Origin of the sequence: Stieleria magnilauensis, assembly GCA_007753675.1 — a bacterium.
Taxonomy (GTDB): domain Bacteria; phylum Planctomycetota; class Planctomycetia; order Pirellulales; family Pirellulaceae; genus Stieleria; species Stieleria magnilauensis.
Window position 1 is genome coordinate 259,484 of record CP036432.1, and the last position, 21,650, is coordinate 281,133.

16 protein-coding genes are annotated in these 21,650 nt (G+C 59.2%); 6 read left to right on the forward strand and 10 right to left on the reverse strand.

What is annotated here, in order from left to right; all coding sequences use genetic code 11:
• Positions 1-67: 67 nt before the first annotated feature.
• Positions 68-1,666 carry a PP2C family protein-serine/threonine phosphatase gene (locus TBK1r_RS01005; RefSeq protein WP_145207118.1) on the reverse strand — a complete coding sequence of 533 codons (1,599 nt, stop codon included), beginning with the start codon at positions 1,664-1,666 and terminating at the stop codon, positions 68-70.
• 399 nt (positions 1,667-2,065) lie between these two features.
• Positions 2,066-2,848, reverse strand: coding sequence for an enoyl-CoA hydratase-related protein (locus tag TBK1r_RS01010; protein WP_145207119.1), 783 nt, complete (start codon positions 2,846-2,848; stop codon positions 2,066-2,068).
• Positions 2,849-3,048: 200 nt separating this feature from the next.
• On the opposite strand from TBK1r_RS01010, the gene TBK1r_RS01015 reads away from it, so the two are divergent.
• Together TBK1r_RS01015 and TBK1r_RS01020 are read left to right on the forward strand one after the other, a co-directional pair.
• Positions 3,049-4,260, forward strand: a complete 1,212-nt coding sequence (locus tag TBK1r_RS01015) for a GumC domain-containing protein (protein ID WP_145207120.1) — start codon at positions 3,049-3,051, stop codon at positions 4,258-4,260.
• Between the two features lie 131 nt (positions 4,261-4,391).
• Complete coding sequence (locus TBK1r_RS01020) at positions 4,392-5,378, forward strand: hypothetical protein (RefSeq protein WP_145207121.1); 987 nt, start codon at positions 4,392-4,394, stop codon at positions 5,376-5,378.
• A 37-nt stretch (positions 5,379-5,415) separates the two neighbouring features.
• Here the strand turns inward: TBK1r_RS01020 and TBK1r_RS01025 are convergent, their stop codons facing one another.
• The 5 genes from TBK1r_RS01025 to TBK1r_RS01045 form a co-directional block, all read right to left on the reverse strand.
• A complete protein-coding gene (locus TBK1r_RS01025) occupies positions 5,416-6,210 on the reverse strand; it encodes a hypothetical protein (protein ID WP_145207122.1) in 795 nt (264 codons plus the stop codon).
• Complete coding sequence (locus TBK1r_RS01030) at positions 6,207-7,142, reverse strand: ABC transporter ATP-binding protein (RefSeq protein WP_145207123.1); 936 nt, start codon at positions 7,140-7,142, stop codon at positions 6,207-6,209. Before TBK1r_RS01030 ends, TBK1r_RS01025 begins: the two co-directional genes overlap by 4 nt.
• Before the next feature lie 3 nt (positions 7,143-7,145).
• Positions 7,146-8,141, reverse strand: coding sequence for an ABC-2 family transporter permease (locus TBK1r_RS01035; protein WP_145207124.1), 996 nt, complete (start codon positions 8,139-8,141; stop codon positions 7,146-7,148).
• Complete coding sequence (locus TBK1r_RS01040) at positions 8,128-9,054, reverse strand: ABC transporter ATP-binding protein (RefSeq protein ID WP_419580833.1); 927 nt, start codon at positions 9,052-9,054, stop codon at positions 8,128-8,130. Before TBK1r_RS01040 ends, TBK1r_RS01035 begins: the two co-directional genes overlap by 14 nt.
• A gap of 106 nt (positions 9,055-9,160) precedes the next feature.
• Positions 9,161-9,727, reverse strand: coding sequence for an RDD family protein (locus tag TBK1r_RS01045; RefSeq protein WP_145207126.1), 567 nt, complete (start codon positions 9,725-9,727; stop codon positions 9,161-9,163).
• Positions 9,728-9,974: 247 nt separating this feature from the next.
• Between TBK1r_RS01045 and TBK1r_RS01050 the strand changes: the two genes are divergently transcribed.
• Positions 9,975-14,180: a neutral/alkaline non-lysosomal ceramidase N-terminal domain-containing protein gene (locus tag TBK1r_RS01050; RefSeq protein ID WP_419580834.1), complete on the forward strand. Its 4,206-nt coding sequence runs from the start codon at positions 9,975-9,977 to the stop codon at positions 14,178-14,180.
• A gap of 262 nt (positions 14,181-14,442) precedes the next feature.
• On the opposite strand, the gene TBK1r_RS01055 is transcribed toward TBK1r_RS01050, so the two are convergent.
• On the reverse strand, positions 14,443-14,691 hold the full coding sequence (locus TBK1r_RS01055) for a DUF2513 domain-containing protein (protein ID WP_419580835.1): 249 nt from the start codon (positions 14,689-14,691) through the stop codon (positions 14,443-14,445).
• A gap of 517 nt (positions 14,692-15,208) precedes the next feature.
• Between TBK1r_RS01055 and TBK1r_RS01060 the strand changes: the two genes are divergently transcribed.
• Positions 15,209-15,823 carry a response regulator transcription factor gene (locus TBK1r_RS01060; RefSeq protein WP_372898114.1) on the forward strand — a complete coding sequence of 205 codons (615 nt, stop codon included), beginning with the start codon at positions 15,209-15,211 and terminating at the stop codon, positions 15,821-15,823.
• Between the two features lie 99 nt (positions 15,824-15,922).
• Here TBK1r_RS01060 and TBK1r_RS01065 read toward each other — a convergent pair whose 3' ends face one another.
• Positions 15,923-17,161, reverse strand: coding sequence for a zf-HC2 domain-containing protein (locus TBK1r_RS01065; RefSeq protein WP_145207130.1), 1,239 nt, complete (start codon positions 17,159-17,161; stop codon positions 15,923-15,925).
• A complete protein-coding gene (locus TBK1r_RS01070) occupies positions 17,158-17,682 on the reverse strand; it encodes an RNA polymerase sigma factor (protein ID WP_145207131.1) in 525 nt (174 codons plus the stop codon). Before TBK1r_RS01070 ends, TBK1r_RS01065 begins: the two co-directional genes overlap by 4 nt.
• 232 nt (positions 17,683-17,914) lie before the next feature.
• Here TBK1r_RS01070 and TBK1r_RS01075 point away from each other — a divergent pair, with 232 nt between their 5' ends.
• Together TBK1r_RS01075 and TBK1r_RS01080 are read left to right on the forward strand one after the other, a co-directional pair.
• Positions 17,915-19,318, forward strand: a complete 1,404-nt coding sequence (locus TBK1r_RS01075; RefSeq protein ID WP_145207132.1) for a hypothetical protein — start codon at positions 17,915-17,917, stop codon at positions 19,316-19,318.
• Between the two features lie 491 nt (positions 19,319-19,809).
• Positions 19,810-21,648, forward strand: a complete 1,839-nt coding sequence (locus tag TBK1r_RS01080; RefSeq protein ID WP_419580836.1) for an AMP-binding protein — start codon at positions 19,810-19,812, stop codon at positions 21,646-21,648.
• The last annotated feature ends 2 nt before the right edge of the window (positions 21,649-21,650 follow it).

The window sequence follows — 21,650 nt, forward strand, 5'->3', positions numbered from 1 at the left end:
TTGGCTGTGAATTGGCTGTGAATTGGCCGGTGACGCATCACCGATGCAACCACCCGCATCGGTGACGTCATTGTGGTCGGTCTGTCGATAGCGCTTTCAGCACGACCGCCGTCATGTCGTCGTTCTGGGGATCAGGGGCCGAGAATGCCTTGGCGTCGCGGCACAGCGCTTCGATGATCTCGCCGGCCGGACGTCGGCGATTGGACCTGACCAAATCCAACGCCCGCTTCATGCCGTAAAGCTCATCTTCATCGCCTGCGGCTTCGGGAATGCCATCGGTCAACAGCAGAATCAGTTGCGACGGTTGCAACGTGATCGGCGCCGAGGTCTCGATCACCGCGTCGTCGACCAAGCCCAACGGCAGGCCGGTGGACTCGAGTGTTGTCACTCGGCCGTCGGCGTCCAACAAGTGACTTTGATGTCCGGCACCGGCGTAGACGAACGACCGGTCCGCTGGATCAAAACGACCCAAAACCAGCGTCACAAAGTAGCCGTCGTCAAAGTCCGGGGCCAACAACTTGTTCAATCGCGTCAAGATCTCACCGACGTCCGAGTAGGTTTCCGCCAGCGCTCGCAGATAGGCGCAGGTTTCCGTCGCCAACAACGCCGGTCCTGTTCCATGACCGCTCACGTCTGCAACGACGATTCCCAGACAACCGTCCGGCATCTCGATAAAGTCATAGAAGTCGCCGCTGGTGACTTCCGCGGGATACGATAAACCGGCGAGTTCAAAGCCGGGGATCACGGGCACCGCGCTGGGAAGCAACCTCTGTTGGATCGCCCCTGCCAAACGAAGCTGCGCTTGGCTCTCCAAGTTCTCTTGTTCGGCTTTTAAACGAGCGTGGCGTTCGGCGAAGGTGGTCAAGCGGACCTCTTTTTCCCTCAATTCCTCTTCCGCGTTCAGACGGCTCTCGACGGCTCGGCGATGGCGCCGCATGCCCGTGGCGATTCCCGTCAATCCGATCACCCAGAGCAGACCGTGCCCGGTGCAAACCGCGATGGTCTCCTTCGTGCCCGCGTCCCAGAGCGGTTGCATGGGCACCGACACACTGATGCCTCCGCGGATGTCTCCCACTTGGTAACCCTGCTCGGCGTGGCACTCCAGGCACGTCTGTTCGGTCACCAATGGCCGCATCAATCGAATGTAGCTGCCGCCGGGCAGTCGCTCCAAACTGCACACCTCCGTGTCGCCGGCGTCCAGCAACCGAAGCGCTTCGGCTTCCCAAGGGTCGGGCGCGTTGAGGGGGTTGATCGGCCTGAGACTGGTCAGATGGCTGCGGACGCCATACGCTTCCGCTTCCATCTCGTAGACCTGGCGCGTCGCGGTGGCCGGATTGATCAGTGTCAATGTCCCGCGCGGCGTGCTGACTTCACGTCGCGAGCTGCCGGCGAGGTAGACGTTTGGCCGGGTTTCGCCGGTCACCCAAACATACACACCGCCATGATCCGCCAACCAGCGGCGATAAACCAAGTCCTTCTCGTAAGCGGTCTCGGCGTTCTTGCGGCCAATCTCAAAGATGTTCTGTCGCTGTTCGTGAAGACTCCAAGCCAGCGAACACGCCGCTGCCGCGGTCCACATCCCCACCAAGCCCCAGAAATGCGTACCGAATCGTATCGCGTGGGAGTCACGCGTTTCTGCGACGAGCACGGTGTTGCTGGCCATCATGATTGCGGCCCTCGATCATCTGATGCGGAACCCCTGCCAATCTGCGTCGATGATGACGTGACGCTCTTGGGCTGCGGATCTCATCACAACCGACGGAAAACCCATTATACCCGAGCCGCGTTCAAATCGGCACCGCTCGCGTCAATACGACACAGAGCAACGTTCGACCTCGAGCGCAGGTTGATGCCCAATACCGCAAAGTGAAGACCAGTTGGGGTGCCTGGACGCTTGCGGGATGTCGATTTAGTCGATGCGCTGAATTGAGCGCGAAGACCTTAGAGCGACGCGTGAGCGAGGAACGCTGCGTGGCCCCGTGCTGACGCATGCGGGCTTGAATCGACAGCCGGCTCGCGCGAACCGGCTGAGACCAAACGATTATCAGTTGTTTGGCATCTCCAGCTAAGTTCGATACTTCCCGAACTCCGGTTTGCGTTTCTCCTTGAAGGCTTGCACACCTTCTTTCGATTCCTCGGTGCCGTAGAACAGCTTGACGGTTTGCAAGCCCATCGCGGAAAGGCCGCTGATGTGGGCGCTGTCGGCGTTCATGGAGTACTTGGCGATGGCCAGCGCCGTGGGACTTTTTTCCAAAATCTCCTGGCACCACTGTTCGACTTCTTTGTCCAGCTCGCTGTCCGGAACGACGACGTTCGCCAAGCCCATCCGGACCGCTTCGGCACCGGAGTATTGGCGACACAGAAACCACATTTCCCGAGCGCGTTTTTCGCCGATCACGCGTGCCATGTAGGCGGTCCCAAAACCGGGGTCGACCGAACCGACACGGGGGCCGACTTGCCCGAACACGGCGGATTCGGCAGCAATGGTCAGGTCACACAGCAGTGCCAACACGTTGCCGCCGCCGATCGCATAGCCTTGCACCCTGGCGATGACCGGTTTGGGAGCATCGCGGATGGCGGCTTGCAACTCCTCCAGCGGCAATCCGATCGTGCCGCGACCTTGATATTGGCCTTCGTGGGCGGATTGGTCACCGCCGGTCGAAAACGCCTTGCCACCGGCTCCGGTCAGCACCACCACTCCGATCGCATCATCCCAGGCGGCTCGTTTGAACGCATCGATCAATTCTTCGCAGGTCTCGGCGCGGAACGCGTTGTACACCTCCGGCCGATTGATCGTGATCGTCGCCACGCCCTCGTTGGTCTCGAACAAGATATCCCGATAGCTCATCCCAACTTCCTCCGGTCGGTCTGCGTTCGCGTCGTTACGGCGTGGTTAAAACCCACGCACTCGAGCAAGAACGTAACCGATTTTCTGCAAACTCGTTGCGCCGTGCTCGACGCTCGGTTAGCATGTGGGTCCGGAGCCCCCCATTGAGGACTCCCGTTCCTTCACTTCCCCAAGCCACAGGATCCGCAACGAGTCCAACCATGACGAACGTACTTGAACCGGCCGATTCAGAACGCGCGGCTGAACAGGGTCGCACACGCACCACCATTGCGGGTCGAATGCGTTGGAGTGTTCCACTCGGCATTCTTTTCGCTCTGATTGGAGGTTACTCCGTTGTTGCAACCTACACGCCGAGGTTTCGAGCGAGCGTGGTGCTTTCCGCCAACCCGAGCGGTTTCGTCCAAGCGGAGCAGGCACTGATTTCGGGGGTCTTGGCCGACCGAGAAAAAGAACTCGTCGTAAGCGAAACAGTTCTTGATCCGGTACTTGCCGATCCCGCGATCGAGCGGTCTCCCACGTTGTCCAACGCCGAACTCGCAGCGAAAACGCTGCGTCAGAATGTCTCGGTTGCCCGCGGAAGTAGCGACCACACGATGCTGATTCACTTTAACGACACGGACCGACAATCGGCATCCGACGTGTGCAATTTGATCGCGGACGTGTACCTGGCCCGTCGAAGCGAATTGGATCGTCGCCGAGAGTCGCAGTTATCCTCGTGGATTGAACCACAAGTGGAGCACTACAAACGAAAGGTCGAAGAATTGGAGAAGCGGGTCGTTGGCATCGCAAGAGAACAGCCGGCGGCGTATGTTGGGTCCACACTGGGACCGACACTTCGCGACATCCAATCTGATCGGGCCATGCATTTGCAACGGAAGATCGAGGATGTCGAAGTGGATCTTGCCGTTTTGAAGGCGGTCGAGCTTGAACCAGTCGAGCTTGAACCAGTCAACGCCGACTCCTCCGCGATCGGCCAAAACGACGAGACAGCAGCCACGACGGCGGAGGGTGCAGCTGAACGCGACGATACGGTTGAATTGTCCCGAACCGCCCAGAAAATACATCGGCTAGAGGTCTCTCACGCAATCCTATCGGAGCGATACGCCGCGGTGCATCGCGAGCTCACCACGATGAGTGGGATGAACGCGCAGCTTCAGTTTGCGCAAGCGGATCTGGATCGAGCACGTGACGTCCTTCACAAACTGGTGGATCGACTCGACGCCATCCGAACGGAAAGCTTGCGAGACACTTCGGTCGTCGCGGTATCCCGGGCCACGCCCCCCGATGCCCCGATCGAGGACATTCCCACCGGGAAAGCCGCATTGTTCGCGGGAATCGGATTTCTGATCCCGACCCTCTTGGGTTGTTGCTGGCCAAGACGTAGAACTGACGCAGGGCAGGCGGACCAGTAGGTCACGCTGTGCGTGACGAACTTCGTCGTCTCACTTGAAGAGACCTGTAGGTCACGCTGTGCGTGACGATCACTGTGAGTGATAATCGGTGTGCGTAACAGTCTCCGTTATCTCACTCAATGAGGCCTTGTATGCGTTTCCACCACATTGCGACTCAACGACTCTGCCAATCAACCATTGCGCTGGTTCTCGTGTTAGCAGCGGTCTTCGGCAGCCAGTCATCGGCAGCCGAACCGGTGGCCGTGCCGGTGGCCGTGCCGGTGGCCGTGCCGCTCGCGCAGTCGTCTCTGCCCAGCGGCGATGGAATTGCGGCGGAGGTACTCGGCACAAAACAACGACAGCAGCACCCGTCGTTCATCTTTTTCGACGACTTTGAGACCGGCGGGATCGGCGATCAATGGGACGAAACCCGCAACCCCAACGGCAACACCCTCTCGCTGGTTGCGCTCGATGATGAAACCGCGCCCGTGGGATCTCGATCGCTGAAGGTCACCGCGCATCTGGGCAAAGACACCGGTGGTGGCATGACCAAGTGGTTCCCGTCGGCGAAAGACGTGTTCGTCAGGTTCTACGTCCGCTTTGCCGCAGACAGCGATTACATCCATCACTTCGTCACGTTACGCGCTAACCGTGGCTTGACCGGCGGAGACCGCTGGTCCGGTTTCGGCGGTGCCGGTAATCGGCCACCAGGTGACCAGCGTTTTTCCACCGCGCTCGAACCCTGGGGCAACTGGGGCCGATCGCCCGCTCCCGGGCGCTGGAATTTCTACAGCTATTGGCACCAGATGAAAGCGAGTCCTGATGGTCGATATTGGGGAAACGGATTCCGGCCGGAAACCCAAGGCGACATCCCCAAGAACGAATGGATCTGCTGTGAATTCATGTTGCGACACAACTCCCCGGGGCAACCTGATGGGGAGCAAGCTTATTGGATCAATGGCGAATTACGGGGGCATTGGAAAGGCTTCAATTGGCGAACCGACGAGACGCTGCAAGCGAATGCCTTGACGCTGGAGAGTTATGTGACCGATCGTTGGACCAAGAACCCGATCAATGTCGTCTACTTTGACAATCTGGTCATCGCATCAAAATACATCGGACCGGAAAAGCCACGCTGAGGCGGAACGGTAGAACGGCAACGCCGCAACGCATTTTTTAGCCTTCTTGCTGGGTCGGGTATTCGGTACGTTCGACTCGGTACAGTGCGATGCCCAAGAAAAGGACGACCATCACGCCCAGCAGTTGCAGATGTGTGGAGACGGGTTCGTTGCCGAAGATGTGTTCCGCTTGACTGCGGGCATCGTCCCACTGCATCCAATCGGCCAACAAACCGCGTAGCCGATAATTGATCGTGAACTTGTTGACCAGCGCTGGAATAAACGAGACGACGTACTCCACCACAACGGTGTACATGACCGCGGCGACCATGGTACGTCGATAGAACAGCGTGCCGATCATCAAGTACAAGGCCGCATGGACAAAGCACGACAACACGACCAACTTGGTCAACACCCACCACAATTCGGATCCGATGGGTGAATCGACGACGATCGTGCAGAGCGCCACCGCGGCCAGGGAAGCGGAAAGCGTCCAAACCACGGCCGTCAAGTATTTCCCGATCAAGACCATTCGTCGGCCGGACGAACGCATGGTCAGATACACCCACGTTTGGCCTTCGATTTCCGTACTGATCGCCGGTGTGGCCCACAACAACAACCCCAACAGACAGCTGACTTCGGGGATCAAAAAATACATCGCCATCCCCAGCGGCTCGATCATGTTCTCGGCGTCAAAACGTTCGCCCATTTCAATCTTTGCGATCAGATGAATGGCGGTGATGATCGCGACCGGAAACGCAACCAGGATGAACCAAATCGCGATCCGGCCGATCGTCAGGGAACGGCGCAGTTCGAAAATCATCACCGCCAGCGGCAGAGTCAGCTTGTTCACGGCGTTTCTCCGCGATGATGTTTCAGCAGCGATTCGAACAACGTTTCCAGGTTGCCATCGGACGTCCGCAACCGCTCGATCGCGAGTCCGTCACTGCGAATCCAATGCGGCAACTGACGGTAGAACTCGCCGGGGTCGCGCAACGAGACCGCCAGCTCGGTCCGACCGGCGGACAAGGACAGCGAGTCGACCCACGGAACATCGGCCAAGCGATGCACCAGCCGCGCGGCGTCGGGCCCGATCACACGGACTTGTTGCGGCGTGTCAGCCAGGATCGATTCGATTTCGTCGGCCGTCCCCGAAGCCAGCAAGCGTCCTCCGTAAATCAACAAGAACGACGACGTGACCGCTTCGATCTCCTGCAACACGTGACTGGCAAACAGCAGCCCCCGCCCTTCGTCCGTCCAGGCCTTCAGGACCGCCGTCATGTCCGCCCGACCGACCGGATCAAGCCCGTTGTAGGGTTCGTCCAAGATCAACAGGTCCGGCTGGTGGGCGATCGCCTGGGCGATTTTTGTCCGTTGCCGCATCCCCAGCGAATAGGTTCCCATCGGCCGACGCATGGCGTCGCTCATCCCCACGATCTCCAGCGCCTGTTCGGCCATCGTGCGGCTCTCGCGGCGCGAGATGCCGTGCAAGCGAACGAGATACTTGACCCATTCCAGCGCGGAGACATTGGGATACAACACATCCGAAGCCGGGCAGAGGCCGATGTTGCGAAGAAGACTTCGGTCTTTCGTCGGGTTTCTTCCGAAGACACGCACGCTGCCCAGGGTGGGACAAAAATGGCCGATCAACAAATTGATCAGCGTCGTTTTGCCCGAGCCGTTGGGGCCGATCAATCCGTAGGCGGCCGATTCCAAGGTGACGTTCAAATCGTTGACGCCGACCACGTTCCCGTACATCTTGCTGACTTGATGGAGTTCAATCATCGCTCAAACACTTAGCCTCGCGACGATGCGACGATGAACGATCCAAAATCCGATCACGGTGATTCCGGCCAGGACACCGATCGCGGGAACGACGCTGGCGGCGGTGGTGTCCAGCCCGAACACCCAGGCTTCGACTTTCCCGAGCGTGTGGTACGGCGACAGCAGTCTCCAACGATCCAAATCCACGCCGTACTCCTCCCAGTTGACCGGGCCGCGTCTTCGCCGTGGAGGTCGTTGGCCGGACATTGCCGCGGTGGTAAACGTCAGGAATTGGTACGCCACAAACCCCATCGCCCAGGTCGCAAACCAGGCAAACGTCGCGTAGCGGCTTTCCGCGGTGAGCGACGAATAGACGACGGCCAGCGTCGTCGTCGGAAGCACCAACACCACCGAGGCAGCCACAATGCGTAGCGGAATGTCCCAGGTCTGTGCGATCACCGACAAGTCGGGCGAGAGCAACACGCCCATCACGTACAGCAACAATGCCGGAATGGTCGCAACGACGGCCAGAAAAAACCAGATCACCGCGGACTTGCCGACGATGTACTGCGTCGGCGACAGCGGCCGCGAAAAGTACATCAAGTATGCTTTGGTGCGGAGATCGTAGGAGACCAACAGCGGTGCGATCAGGCCGATCAAACCGACCATCGCAAACAGTTGTGGGTAGCGGAAATAGGCCAGGATCAGCGTCGACCAGACTTCATGCCGGGCCGATTCTGGGTCCGCCAAAATCAGGGCTCCCAAGTCGGGACGTCCCAACGGACCGCTGACCGTGCTGACGATCATCCGCTGCATGTCCGGCTCGGTCGACGAAAACTCAAACGCGAAGATCCCCAGCGCCGGCAACACGACTGGCAGCCACGCCAGCACCAATAGCACCCGCAACCATCGCCGCTTCAGAATCAGTGAAATGCCACCGCGGGCGATCACCAACGGGCGAAGAAATTGATCGGCGCGAACGCCCGACCACTTGCGGTAGCCCAAGTCATGAACGGGCACGGACAACCTCCGCAGGATTCAGGCTTGGACCCGCGTCGATACCCGCCGTCAGCGACCCCGAGGCGACATCGATAAAAATCTGCTCCAGCGAATTGACGGCCGGCTCCATTCGCCGAATCGCCGTCTCGGTCTCTGCCGCCCAAGTCCACAATCGCTGGGTTTGATCGGGATCGATTCCGCCGATCCGCAGGGTTCCGGTCTTGGAGTGCCAATCCACGCGATGCCCTTCGCTGCTGACACGGCGAGCCAGCGCGGCGTGATCACCGATGACCGAAACGTGCATCGTCGGCTCGACCGGTCGGCTCAGGTTTTCCAGCGTGTCGATGACTCGCACGGTTCCGCCCACCAGAATGACAACGTGATCGCACACCGTTTTGACATCGGGCAAGATGTGCGTCGACAGAATGACCGATTTGCCATGGCGAGTGGCCAACGTCCTGATCCGCCGCAACATCGCCAGCCGTTGATCGGGATCCAGCCCCGTCGTCGGCTCATCCAAAATCAACAGCGGCGGATCATGCACGAGTGCCTGGGCAAATTTCAATTTTTGACGCATCCCGGTGGAATACGATTCGACCTCCCGGTAACGCTCTTCGCCGAAACCGCAGAAGTCCATCATTTCATGGCTGCGCCGCAACCCTTCGCGGCCGGCCAACCCGGAGAGCTGGGCCATCAAGGAAACCGACTCGATTCCCTCCAGCCCCGCAATGTAACAATCGTCTTCGGGCAGGTAGCCGATCGAATCGCGGATCGCCTTGGTGTCACGCGGCCACTTGTAATCAAGCACGCGCCCGTTGCCCGCGTGGGTATGCAACAAACCCAGCAGCGCCTTGATCAGCGTGCTCTTGCCCGATCCGTTGGGCCCCAACAATCCGGTCACACCCGGTGGAATGCGCAGCGAAACATCCCGCAAGGCTTCGATGCCCCCGTAGCGTTTACAGACGTTGTCAATCTCGATGATCGGTTCCAGCTTGTCGTCTCCCTAGGACGCGAACGTGAAGTGTCTCGTCGGCAGACACCTACGACCGATGGACCTTCACGACTTTTGACCCCGCGATCAGATCATGCAGACAACGTTTGTCGGCGCGGAAAATCATCAGCGCATCGACAAGGAACACCAGATTGATCAAGTAGTCGTCGGTAAAACCGGGGATGATCAACGTGGTGAACGTGAAGGGAAGGGTCCAGAGATAGCGATAGACGTAGATTCGCAGAAACGAAATCAACTCGTTCGTCTCCGCGTCTACGATGCGGATGCCCGCGGCCAATTTTCCGATCGATTGGCCTCGCGTGATCAGCAGGTAACCGTTGAGAATCAAGAACACAATCATTCCGAACACGGACATCGCCAACTGTTCCAACAAACCGACCTCTCCCGTCACGGTCCGTGCGGTGAAATCCGTGACGATCTGGACGGGAAATATGATGAACATCATCAGAAACCCATCGATGATCAACGCACCGAGTCGCGACAATCGACTGGCAAGTTCCGGCGGGGCGTTTTGATCGACGAAGGCATCGTTGGAGAGAAAGTCCGTCGGCGCGTAGGGATTCACCGGATCGTTTTCATGGGATGGATCGTTCATGACATCTCCGCGCGTCGGCTCACTGTGGTTTAAGTTTCGACTCAATCAACAGCCCGTGAAGAGAGTCTGACAGACCTCAAGTCTAGCGAAAAGTCTGGCGGGCGGGGGCAGGGGATGTGGACGGTGCTGGCCAGCAGGATTCGCAGGCTGGAAGGACGCGGGATTCGCAAGCTGGAAGCTGACGCCACTTGTTTCGGCTAAGATGGTGGCTTTGGTTGTCAAAACAGATGAAGACGGCAGAGACCTTATGAATTCAGTTCATCGATTCGCATGGATTGCCCTGACGCTGGGGCTGTGGTTCAGTGACGCACATTGGACCCTCGCGGCGACGACTTGGCAGGCCGGTTTTGCCAAGCAAGACGTGACGCCGACCGAACCGGTTCGGATGTCCGGTTATGGCAATCGCGATCACGCCAGCGAAGGCGTCGACACCCCACTGTTTGTTCGCGCGGTGTGCTTGGAATCAGAAATCGACGCCGCGCAAGGGCAGCCCTTGGTGTTGCTGAGCATCGACAACATCGGGCTGTCGGGCGGCCACACACGACAATTGGCGTCCGCCATCGAAGCCGAGCATGCGATCCCCCGAGAACGGATCGTGTTCTGCAGCACGCACACCCACAGCGGTCCCGACTTGGGAGGTCAGCTGTCGAACATTTTTGCCACGCCACTGTCGCAAGCGGAAGCCGAGGCGGCCGAACGCTATCGGGCACAATTGGATGCGGCGATCCTGCGTGCGGTGGGTCTCGCGATCGGCGATTTGCAACCGGCACAACTGGCCTATGGCGTCGGCCGGGCAGGATTTGTCGCCAACCGCCGCGTCTTGTCCGACGGCAAATGGACGGGCTTTGGCGTGCAAGCCGATGGCCCCGTCGATCATTCCGTCCCCGTGCTGCGAATCTCGACGCCGACGGGGCAGGTTCGGGGTTTGATCTTCAACTACGCCTGTCACTGCACGACCGTCGGAGGCGATTACTACAAGATCAACGCCGATTGGGCGGGCTACGCGGCAACCGAACTGGAACAAACCTTTCCCGATGCGATTGCACTCTGCACGATCGGATGTGGAGCGGATGCCAATCCCAACCCACGCGGTACCGTCGACATGGCGCGCATGCATGGCCAGACCTTGGCTACGGAAGTCGAACGAGTCACCCGATCGGAACTGCCGTCGATCGACTCGGACGTCGAAGCACACTTTGACTACGCCGCTCTGTCGTTCGATTTACCGACCCATGAAGAATTGCAACAGCGGCTCAGTGAGTCACGCCCGCAAACCCGCCGGCATGCCGAACACATGCTCAAAGTGCTCAAAGAGAAAGGGCGGCTGCCGGCGACGTATCCTGTGCCAATCCAATCGTGGCGTTTCGGTGACCAGTTGACGATGATCTTTTTAGGCGGCGAAGTCGTGGTCGACTATGCACTGCGGCTGAAGAATTCGTTTGACGATCCGAATTTGTGGGTTTCGGCGTACAGCAACGATGTGCTCGGCTACATCGCCAGCGAGCGGATGCGATCCGAAGGCGGCTACGAATACGATCGCTCGGGAATCTATTACAGCCTTCCCGGTCCCTGGGCAGCGGGCTCTGAAGACTTGCTGATCCGTCGAGTCGAAGAGATTGTCAAAAGCAGTGGACGCCCGCGCCCTCAGGACCCGGCAACGTCCTTGAAATCGATTCACGTCTCCGACGACTACCAAGTCGAACTCGTCGCCGCGGAACCCTTGGTTCGAGACCCCGTCAACATCGCCTTCGGTGACGACGGAAATTTGTGGGTCGTCGAAATGGGGGATTACCCCGAAGGCACCGATGGCGGACGCATCAAGTCGTTGACCGACTCCGATGGCGACGGGACGTTCGACAAAGCGACGACGTTTCTGGACGGACTGCCGTTTCCGACCGGCGTCCAACCCTGGAAAGACGGCGTCTTGATCTCCGCCGCTCCCGATGTCCTGTTTGCCCGAGACACCACCGGCGACGGGCACGCCGACGACGTGGAAACGATCTACACAGGATTTCGGCTGGCCAACCCCCAGCACCGGATCAACGGCTTCACCTACGGGTTGGACCATTCCCTGCATCTGGCGGCGGGAGACAACTTGGCAACGCTCACTAGCGTCGCGACGGGCCAGACGATCGATGCCTCGGGACACGATGTTCAGATTTGGCCGGACAGCGGTCGCATCGCCGTCACCAGCGGACGAACTCAATTTGTCCGCAGCCGCGACAGTGCCGGTCGTTGGTTCGGCAACAGCAACTCGTTGCCGATGTTTCATTTCCCGATCGACGATCACTACCTGAAACGTAACACCGCCGTCTCGTTCTCAACGAACAAACAACAGCTGTTCACGCCCGCGGTCGCGCCGCCGGTCTTTCCATTGACGTCGGCCGCCGAACGCTTCAACGATCTTTTCGCGGCCAATCGATTCACGTCCGCCTGCAGCAGCATCATCGCGCGGTCGCCGTCGTTCGCAGAACCCGAACAGACCGTTGCATTTGTGTGCGAGCCCGTTCACAACCTGGTGCACCGCGCGGTGCTGCAACCCCGCGGCGCGACATTCCGCGCCGAACGTTTGGAGCAGGAAACCGAGCGTGAATTCTTGGCATCAACCGATCCCTGGTTCCGCCCCGTTCGGGCGTTGATCGGTCCCGATGGCATGCTGTATGTCGTCGACATGTATCGCGAGGTGATCGAGCATCCGGAGTGGATTCCCGATGCCTGGCAAGAACGATTGGACTTGCGTTCCGGCGAACAGCTCGGCCGCATCTATCGTGTCAAACCGGTGGGCGAGCAAGCGGCACCGATTCCCGTTCTGCGAGAACTGTCCAACGAGACGCTGGTGCACTTGCTGCGTTCACCGATCGGGCCGCTTCGCGACGATGCCCAGCGGCTCTTGGTCCATCGCGACGCCGACACCATTCGGCCGGTGCTCCAGTCGATGGCGAAGGACGATCCCAGCCCGTTTGCGAGACTGCATGCCTTGTCCATCCTGGCCACGTTCGACGCGTTGGACGAAAACACACTCGCCGCCGCATTGACCGACTCCGATCCCGGCGTGCTGCTCGTTGCGGCTCGGTTGAGCGAACGCCACGTCGCAAGTTCTGAAAAAGTGCTCAACCACCTGAGCAAACTCGCCGCGAACCAAGACGCCTCGGTCGCCTTGCAGGCCGCGCTGGCGCTGGGGGAATCCGACTCCGCTGCCGCCGGAATCGCGCTGGCCAAGATCGCGACCCGATCGGACCTTGATCAATGGCTTGCCGACGCCGTCGCCAGCTCGGCAACGGCCCACGCGATCCCGATCGCCGACGCGGTCCTTCAGCAGGCCTCGGAACACCCCGTACAATTCACCGAGCATCGCGTCGGACTGTTGCGACGCGTCTTGGCCACCGCGCAACAGCATGACGCGCCGATCGAGGAACTGGCAGCGGCCCGGCTCGGATCGTCCGAACTGGATTTCGAAACGCAGCTCCGACTGGCCGAATGTTTTGTGGGCGCGACGGGCAATTCCGTGTCACAGCAGTCCGGTTTGTCCAAAGTCTTGCGTCCCCTTCAGCAACGGGCCGAACGTGTGGCCGTCGATGCGGCGCAATCGGAATCCTCGCGGTGCCGTGCGGTCAGCCTGATCAGCTTGAATCTCGATGCCGACGGACCAAGGACGGAGTTTCTGATCGCTCTACTGGATCCCGCGACACCCGCGTCGGTCCAGTGTGAAGCCATCACCGGCCTGGCAAGCCAGAACGACAACGAGATTCTGAATGGGTTGATTGACCGCTGGCCCACACTCTCGGTCACAGTCAGAGACCATCTGGTTTCCCAGTTGCTCGCCCGGCGTCAGGCAACCGAAGTGTTGCTGCAAGCGTTGCAAGCTGAACGGATCCGAGCCAACGAGCTTTCTCTGGCGACCCGCGAACACCTGCTCAAATCGGGCAGCCAGTCGATGCGGGTGATGGCCCAACGGATCTTTCGCAGCGGTGGATCCAAACAGCGTGGCGAAATCGTGCGCGACTACTTGGCGAAATTCTCCGCACGTCGCGAATCACTCGATCCGTCCGCCGAGAACGAACTTGAACTCGGACGCACGCTGTTTGAGAAACATTGCGGCGTGTGTCATTCGCCCGATCCCAGTGGCGTGGCGATCGGCGCCAGCCTTCAGAACCTGACCAATCGCAGCGATGCGGCGCTGGTGGAGGCGATTCTGGATCCCAACCGGGCGGTCGAACCCAAGTACCAAAACTATGTGGTTCAAACCGAAGAAGGGCGGACGTTGGCCGGCGTGATCGAATCGGAAGTCGGCGACAGTCTGACGATCGCACACGCCGACGGAAAACGAACGACCCTTCGTCGCGATCAGATCGAACGCATCAAAAGCACGGGCACGTCGTTGATGCCCGAAGGTTTCGAAACGACGCTCGACGTCGAAGCACTGCAAGCGATCGTGCGGTATTTGCAGCGTTAGGTGCGCGGTGGGACTCGTTGACTCGTTGCCTCGTTGCCTCGTTGCGACGCGGTGCGTTGCGGTGGGACTCGTCGCCTCGTCCACTACGTTGTGGGTGCTGGGGGACTCGTCGCCTCGTCCACTACGTTGTGGGTGCGGTGGGACTCGTCGCCTCGTCCACTACGTTGTGGGGGCTGCTACGTTGTAGGACTCGTTACGTCGTCACGACGGTGTAGTGGACGAGGCGACGAGTCCACTCCATTAAGGGCACAGGGCACCGCGATCACTTTCTGTCTTGTGCCTTCAGCTCCTCCAAGTAATCGCAGCCCTTCCAGGTCAGCACCAGCGGTCCCTTGTCCGCAAGGGTATCCTGCCCCAGTTCGATAAACCCGGCGTCGGCCAGCAAGAACAAGTGCAGTGTGATTTGTTCCCGCTCGTACCCTTCGATTTGAATCGAGCCCTTGAACAGGCGCGCTCCCCTGGCTTCGACAAAATCCAAAAGCTTGCGGACAAGCACCATGTCTCGTTTCATCGTGAACGATCCCGTCGGAAGTGGACTAATCAGCATCCCGGTGATTCAGTTGCCACCGTCGCCACGTTGTATCCGGCAAGACGCCGATGATCAATCGGCGGCAGCGACTGTGGAAACGTGGCAATGGCTTCCAACCTGGCAGATGGAGTTTTCCCAGCGGTACTGTATCGACATAAAAAAACCTCTGCGGAGGGGCAAACCGCAGAGGCCCATGACCGACGAGAAATCTCTCGGGGTCAAAATCGTTGAAGATGAAAGCATTATCACTCCAGCGCTGCACATAAATCCATGCGAATTTTGAGCAATTTTGGTACCGAATTGCAACCACCGGGCGGTGCAGATGTCTACATTGAGGGGGTTCAGGGTATTGGTACCCTGTTTGCCAGGGGGAAGAGCGGCGAGTTGACGCAAGGCACCTTCCCCCTTTGATTCCGAGTTCGGGGGACACGCACGCATGTCCACTCCACAACGATGCGATGCAATGGCGGATTTTAACGATTCCCCAAGGAGCGACACCATGACCGACCCAACCGTGGTCGTTGTCGATGACGACCAAGCCGCTCTGCACTCGTTGGCGTTTCTGATCGAGTCGATGAACATCAAGGTGCAGACCTTCGATCGGCCTCAGGACTTCCTACAACACTACGACCCCGCCGTCCCGGGATGTTTGGTGTTGGATGTCCGCATGCCCGAATTGAGTGGGCTGGACCTGCAAGCGGAAATGTCGAAGTGGGACTACATTCCACCTATCATTTTTGTGTCCGGCCACGGCGACATCCCGATGAGTGTTCGCGCCATCAAAGCGGGGGCGATCGATTTTCTGCAGAAACCGATCAAGGACCAGATCCTGTTGGATCGGATCAACGAAGCGATTCAGATCGACAAACACGCCCGCGAATCCCTGCCGCCGAACAAGGACTTTTTCAGTCGAGTGTCTCGGCTGACCAGTCGCGAACGTGAAGTGATGGACCTGCTGGTTCAAGGCCGGTCACTGAAGCAGATTTCGATCGAATTCGGCATCTCGTTCCAAACCGTTTCCAAGCACCGTGCCCGGGTCTTGAACAAGTTGGAAGTTGGCAATGATGTCGAACTCGTGCGTCTGTGCCTGGGCTGCGACCAGCTGCCAGACTAACGCTTCAACCCGAAGACTCAATCTGGACGAACGACTCCAGCGATGTTACCGCGCTAACCATCGAAAGTCGCGCTGCCATCGGTGGGTTCAGCGGCCATTTCATCGCTCTGCTGCGATTCGCTCCAGCGTTTTGACGGCTTGAGCGGACAGAAACGGATCTGGATCCGCGGCCAATTTCGCTAACCACGGCTTGGACCGCTGATCTGCTAGATCGCGCGCCAGCGCGACGGCGGTTCGTCGCAATGGCAACTGATCGGGCGCCGTTTCGGTCGCCGCGTACGCTAACAGCGGAAGAGCACCGCCCGGTCCCAGGCGACGAATTTGGGTTTCGTTGAGGTGCCTGGCTTTCGTTTTTCCGATCGGCGCGAGTAACTCCGACATAGCATCGGCCAATTCGCGGTCGCCCGGATCTCCGATGGCCAACAACGGCAATTGCCAGACCTTGGTGGTCGAATCGCAGACGCCTTTTCGTTCCACGTTCTGCTCGACGTCGATGGACACGGTTTCGCCCGGCTGCACGGCGTATCCGTTGGCACCCACGGTCATCTGGGCCGGCGGGTTTCGCAGCGAGTTGGAATCACACGACGCGACGTTGTCTCCAACGCTGCATTGAAACTCCGAGGAACTGGGACAAGCCATCGACGCGATGATGGGCGTCGCTTTCTGTCGCAGGGCGAAATCGATTTCGATCTCACAATCCTCCGGAGCCAGACACCAAATCTGGCCCTTGACCAATTCGATCTCGGTCGTGTCGTGCAAGACGACTTCACCCGCTTCATTCAAACGGATCTTTCCCTTGTCCGACGTCTGCAGTTCACACAGGACGGTTGGCTGAGTCCGTAGACGTGATCCCTTGGCCAGGGGCGTTACATCGGAATGCTCAATCGAATCCCACGCCGCACTGCCCGGGTGCTGCACTTGCACGACTCCGGTGGCACGAATCAAGGTCGCGACAATCGGAGTCTCCGTTGCCGGCCGTTCGGCAACTCCCTCGTCGACTGCCCAAGGAACCCCGTTGCGGACGACAAGCGAAGTGACCAAGAAACAGACGGCGGTGGCGAGGGCGACGACCACCCAAATCGATCGCGTCCTCGGCCGGACAGTCGGGCAAGCGGCGTGATCACCGAACGATGATTCAATCGCAGCGACCGCCTGATCCACTCCGTCCAGACGCAGCGCCGATCTGAGCTGCGTGTCCAAGGCATTCAGCGATTCCCAGTCCCGACGACACTCGTCGCATTGATTGAGGTGATCCCGCACCGCATCGGATTGCGCGTCCGCTAATTCCTGGTCCATCAGCGGGCCGAGCAATGAACGCGATTGTTCGCATGACATCATGATGCACCCCCCGTTGTCGTCAATTCGGCTTTTAAACTTTGCCGAGCGCGATGGAGACGGTCGCACACGGTTGATCGTGCGATGCCCAGCCACGCGGCGATCTGGTCATACGTCATGTTTTCGTAGTAGTACAACAAGATGATTTCACGTTGCGACTGGGGCAAAGCACGGATCAATCGCATCAGGTGTTCTCGTTGATCGCGGTCAGCGGGCAGGTCGGCGGTCGCGTCGTTGGCGATGGTTTGGACGTCGACCGGATCGGTGCGCCGGATCTGTTGGCGGCGAATCATATCGACGCAGACGTTGTGGGCGATCCGTCGCAGCCACCCTCCGACCGCGTCACGGGTGCGGAGTTCGGGGAAGTGCTTGAGTGCCCGCGCAAAGGTCTCTTGCACCGCGTCCTCGCTATCGGAATCAGAAATCAGCCGCGCCTGGCAGAACGCGTAAATCCGTCGGTACCAATGTTGGACGTCCAACCGGTTCGGCGAGGTGTCGCTGGTCTTCCCCGACGTCGACGCCATCGGGGTGGAGTTTCTGTTCAATGCGGCTGAAGCGGTTTCGAAGGGCGGTTGTCTCTCAGACGGCTCAGCGGACGTCCCAGACCGGCACGATCTTCAGAAAAATGTCAAAAGAGTCATTCTTGGCCGAACGCCGTGTTTTTCTCCGGTCCGTCGCCGCCGCCCGTGCGACTGAAACAATGTAACCCAACAGACGTTCAGACGGGCGTTTTCGATTTCCCAACGGAGCGATGTCATGCGTAAGATTTTTATTCTCTCACTGGTCATCACACTCGTCGCCGTGATCGCGTCCCAAGCACGCCGGTCGTCCGCGGAACCCGACTCGACCAACCGGCCTTCGGATCCGTCGGCGATCCTCCATGCCTCCAACGACTCGACCGACGACGACAACTTGATTGTCCACGAGTGGGGAACGTTCACCACGTTTTCCGGCAGCGACGGCGTCTTCCTCGACTTTCGCCCCTTGGCCGCCGAGCACAGCGATCTGCCAGCCTATGTGCTGGACCGAGGCTCGTTCTCGCCGTCCAGATACTTTGCAAAAAATCGGTTGCGGGGACGGGTGCGAATGGAAACACCGGTCACCTACTTCTACACCGATCGGATTCGGACCGTCAACGTGCGTGTCGATTTCCCCGAAGGCCTGCTGACGGAGTTCTATCCGCCGGTTCAATCGATGCTGCCCGCGATCGACCAGGAAAACATCTTTGGCAAAGGAGAATTGATCGGTAAGTCGAGCTTGGATTGGGGACAGGTCGACCTGATCCCGATCCGGCAATTGGTCCCCAATCTAGCCGACAGCGACAAACGACAAGCCATCGCCGACGACTTGGTCCAACGCCTGTTGCCACATGGCGTGAACGAACAACACTATGCCGAAGCCCGAGCGACTGACTCGGCGCTCGTGCACGTCCGCGGAAAAACCGGGATGCACCAACCGGATTCGGGACACTTCGAAAAGTTTCTGTTCTATCGTGGCGTCGGCAAGTTTCAGCTCCCGATCTCCGCCCACTATCAAGATTCATCGATCGTGTTGGCCAACGACGCTGACTTGCCGATCCGATCGGCTATTCTGATCGACGTCGACGGTGACGAAATCAAAGCATCACAACTCGCTCGCATCGATTCCGCACAGAGATTGAGTTTCGATCCAGTCCGTCCGGTCAGCGAACAAGCCCTGGCCGAAATGGTGCACGAGAGTCTCGTGGCGGAAGGGTTGTATGAAAAGGAAGCCGCATCGATGGTCAAGACCTGGCAACATTCGTGGTTCACCGAAAATGGAACCCGCATCTTGTACATGGTTCCCACACCGATCACTGATGAACTGTTGCCGTTGCACGTGACCCCGGCACCGCAAGAAACCCTGCGAGTCCTGGTGGGGCGGATGGAGATGATGTCGCCGCAGGCCGAACAACAGATGATCGAGGTGGTCGCACAAAGTGTCCGCGATCGTTCCGCTCACCTTGCCGACCAAAAAGACCGAGCGACGAAGTTGCCATACACCGTCCCCATGGCGGTCCGTGACTTCGGACGCATGGCCGAACCCGCGCTGGTACGAGTCAGCAAGATCGCCGGCGACGTGAAGGTTCGCTCTGAAGCAACGTTGCTCGCCCAACAGCTGCAAAACGAGTCGATCCGGTAAGTCCGTCCCGGTGCGACACGCCTCGGGTCAGGCACGGGGCGTCGCCACCAGCCGTCCGCCATGCCACGCCCACGGGCGTGCTTGTGAAAAACCTCACAAAGAAGCCGATTTTCCCCTTATTCGAATTCTAAGGTTTTTCACTTGCCCTTAAATCCGTTCGGCGTATGATTGAGTGCGTGAAGTGGGCGGCAATTTCGGCTCGGTTGCTGCCGTCCTGCTTGACGGTGAAGCTGTACCGACAGACCTGTACTGATAGACACAGCGACGCCACGTCAACGCGAACTTATCTCACTCTCCGCAGGGCTCCGTTTCGCCGACCACATCGGCTGGTCCCGCCAACCGTTGGCGTGCGAAACGGGACTCTCCTCGGGCCGATTCGGCGACCCAATTGGAGCGCCGGATGCGACGCGGTCGTGTCGACCGATCAGGTTGATACCGCGCAGAGATCACCCGTCCAGGGATGGTGGCCTTTTCCGAGGGGAGAACCAGTTATGGTTGGACCAAGCGGAAACGATCAACCGACCTCGGCATCGGATGATGCCAAGGACCGACTGATCCGTCCAAACGCGAACGTGCTGGGTGCGTTGCGCGATCGAGCCGTCGAAGAGCGTCGGTCGTCAGCGAGTCATCCGGCGCGTGGTTTATCGAGTTATCGCAATTGCCCTGCCTTCGGATTGTTGCAACACGCCGCCGAGCAGTTGCCCGACCGATTGGCGTTGATTTATGGCAATGCGCGGTGGACATACCGCGATTTGAATTCAGACGCGGTCCGCGCTGCAGCGATGCTGCAACGCCTGGGCGTTCGGCCGGGTGATCGCGTCGGATTGTTGTTGCCCAACGTTCCCGAATACATCATTGCCGCCAACGCGATTTGGCGTGCCGGCGGCATCGTGTTGGCGATCAGTCCGCTGATGGTTCCCGGTGAAGTCGATGCGTTGCTGCGAAAAACCAAGTGTCGACATGTCATCTGTTTGGATTTGCTGTCCAATCTCCTGCCGGACACCACGAGCGAAACAGGGGGGCGGCAATCACCGCTTCAAACGACCTTATTGGTCTCGATTCGCAAACAGTTGCCGGCGCATGAGCAACTCGGGTACCTGATCAAGCGTGGTTACCAGTGGTTGCAAGCGCGGCCGCAAAGCTCCAGCAATCGTGTCGGCTGGTTTTGGGAAGAAATCTCGACGATCGAACGAGCCTGGCAGCCGATCACGATCGATCCGGCTTCGGATCCCGCGTACATTCTGCCGACCGGCGGAACGACCGGATCTCCGAAGGCAGTGACGCTGAGTCACCAGAACATGGTCGCCAACGCCTGGCAGCAATACGTCTGGACGCGACGTTCCTTCGGTGAGGAAACGATGCTCGGTGTGCTGCCGTTCTTCCACAGCTACGGCATGTCGGCAACGGTGATGGGCGGCGCGGCGATGGCGGCGACGCTGGTGTTGCACCATCGCTTCAACACCAACAAGACGATCCAGTTGATCGAGACGCATCGGCCGAGTGTGTTTCATGCCGTCCCGGCGATGCTGGTGGCGATGAACGCGCGGTTGCGCGAATACCCCAGCGACAAATTGGATTCACTGCGCTGGATCATCTCCGGCGGTGCGTCATTGGATGAATCGGTGGCCCGTGAATTTACAGAACATTGCCGCTATGGACTTGATGAAACCCAATTCAAAGGGCCTCAAGTCGTCGAAGGATTCGGGCTTAGCGAAGCGTCCCCGGTGACCCATGTCGGTCACTTGTTCCAGGAACCGATCTATGGACGCATCGGATTGCCGTTGCCGATGACGGAATGTCGGATCGTGGATGCCAACGCCGAACCCGGTGAACCGGAACGCCCGGTTCCCGACGGAGAAGTCGGTGAGCTATGCGTTCGTGGTCCACAGGTCATGCTCGGTTATTGGGGCGACCACGAAGCGACTCGCATGGCGATTCGCGACGGCTGGCTGCACACCGGAGACTTAGCGATCCGGCATGACGACGGCTGGTACAGCATCGTGGGTCGGAAAAAGGACCTCATCATCACGTCGGGCTTTAACGTCTACCCGAGCGAAGTCGAGTCGGTGTTGTGCCAAGCGGAGAACGTCAAGGATGCAGCCGTGGTGGCCATGCCGGACGAGATTCGCGGCGAGGCGGTCCACGCTTACATCGTCACCGTCGATGGATCGCCACCTGATGTCGAAGCCTTGGAAGCGCACTGTCGCGATCATCTTTCGGCACACAAACGGCCGCGGGCATACACCCACTGTCCGGACGATTTACCACGAAACTTCTTGGGCAAGGTGATCCGCCGCGAGCTGCGAGAAACGCAGAGCGCAGACAACTAGGA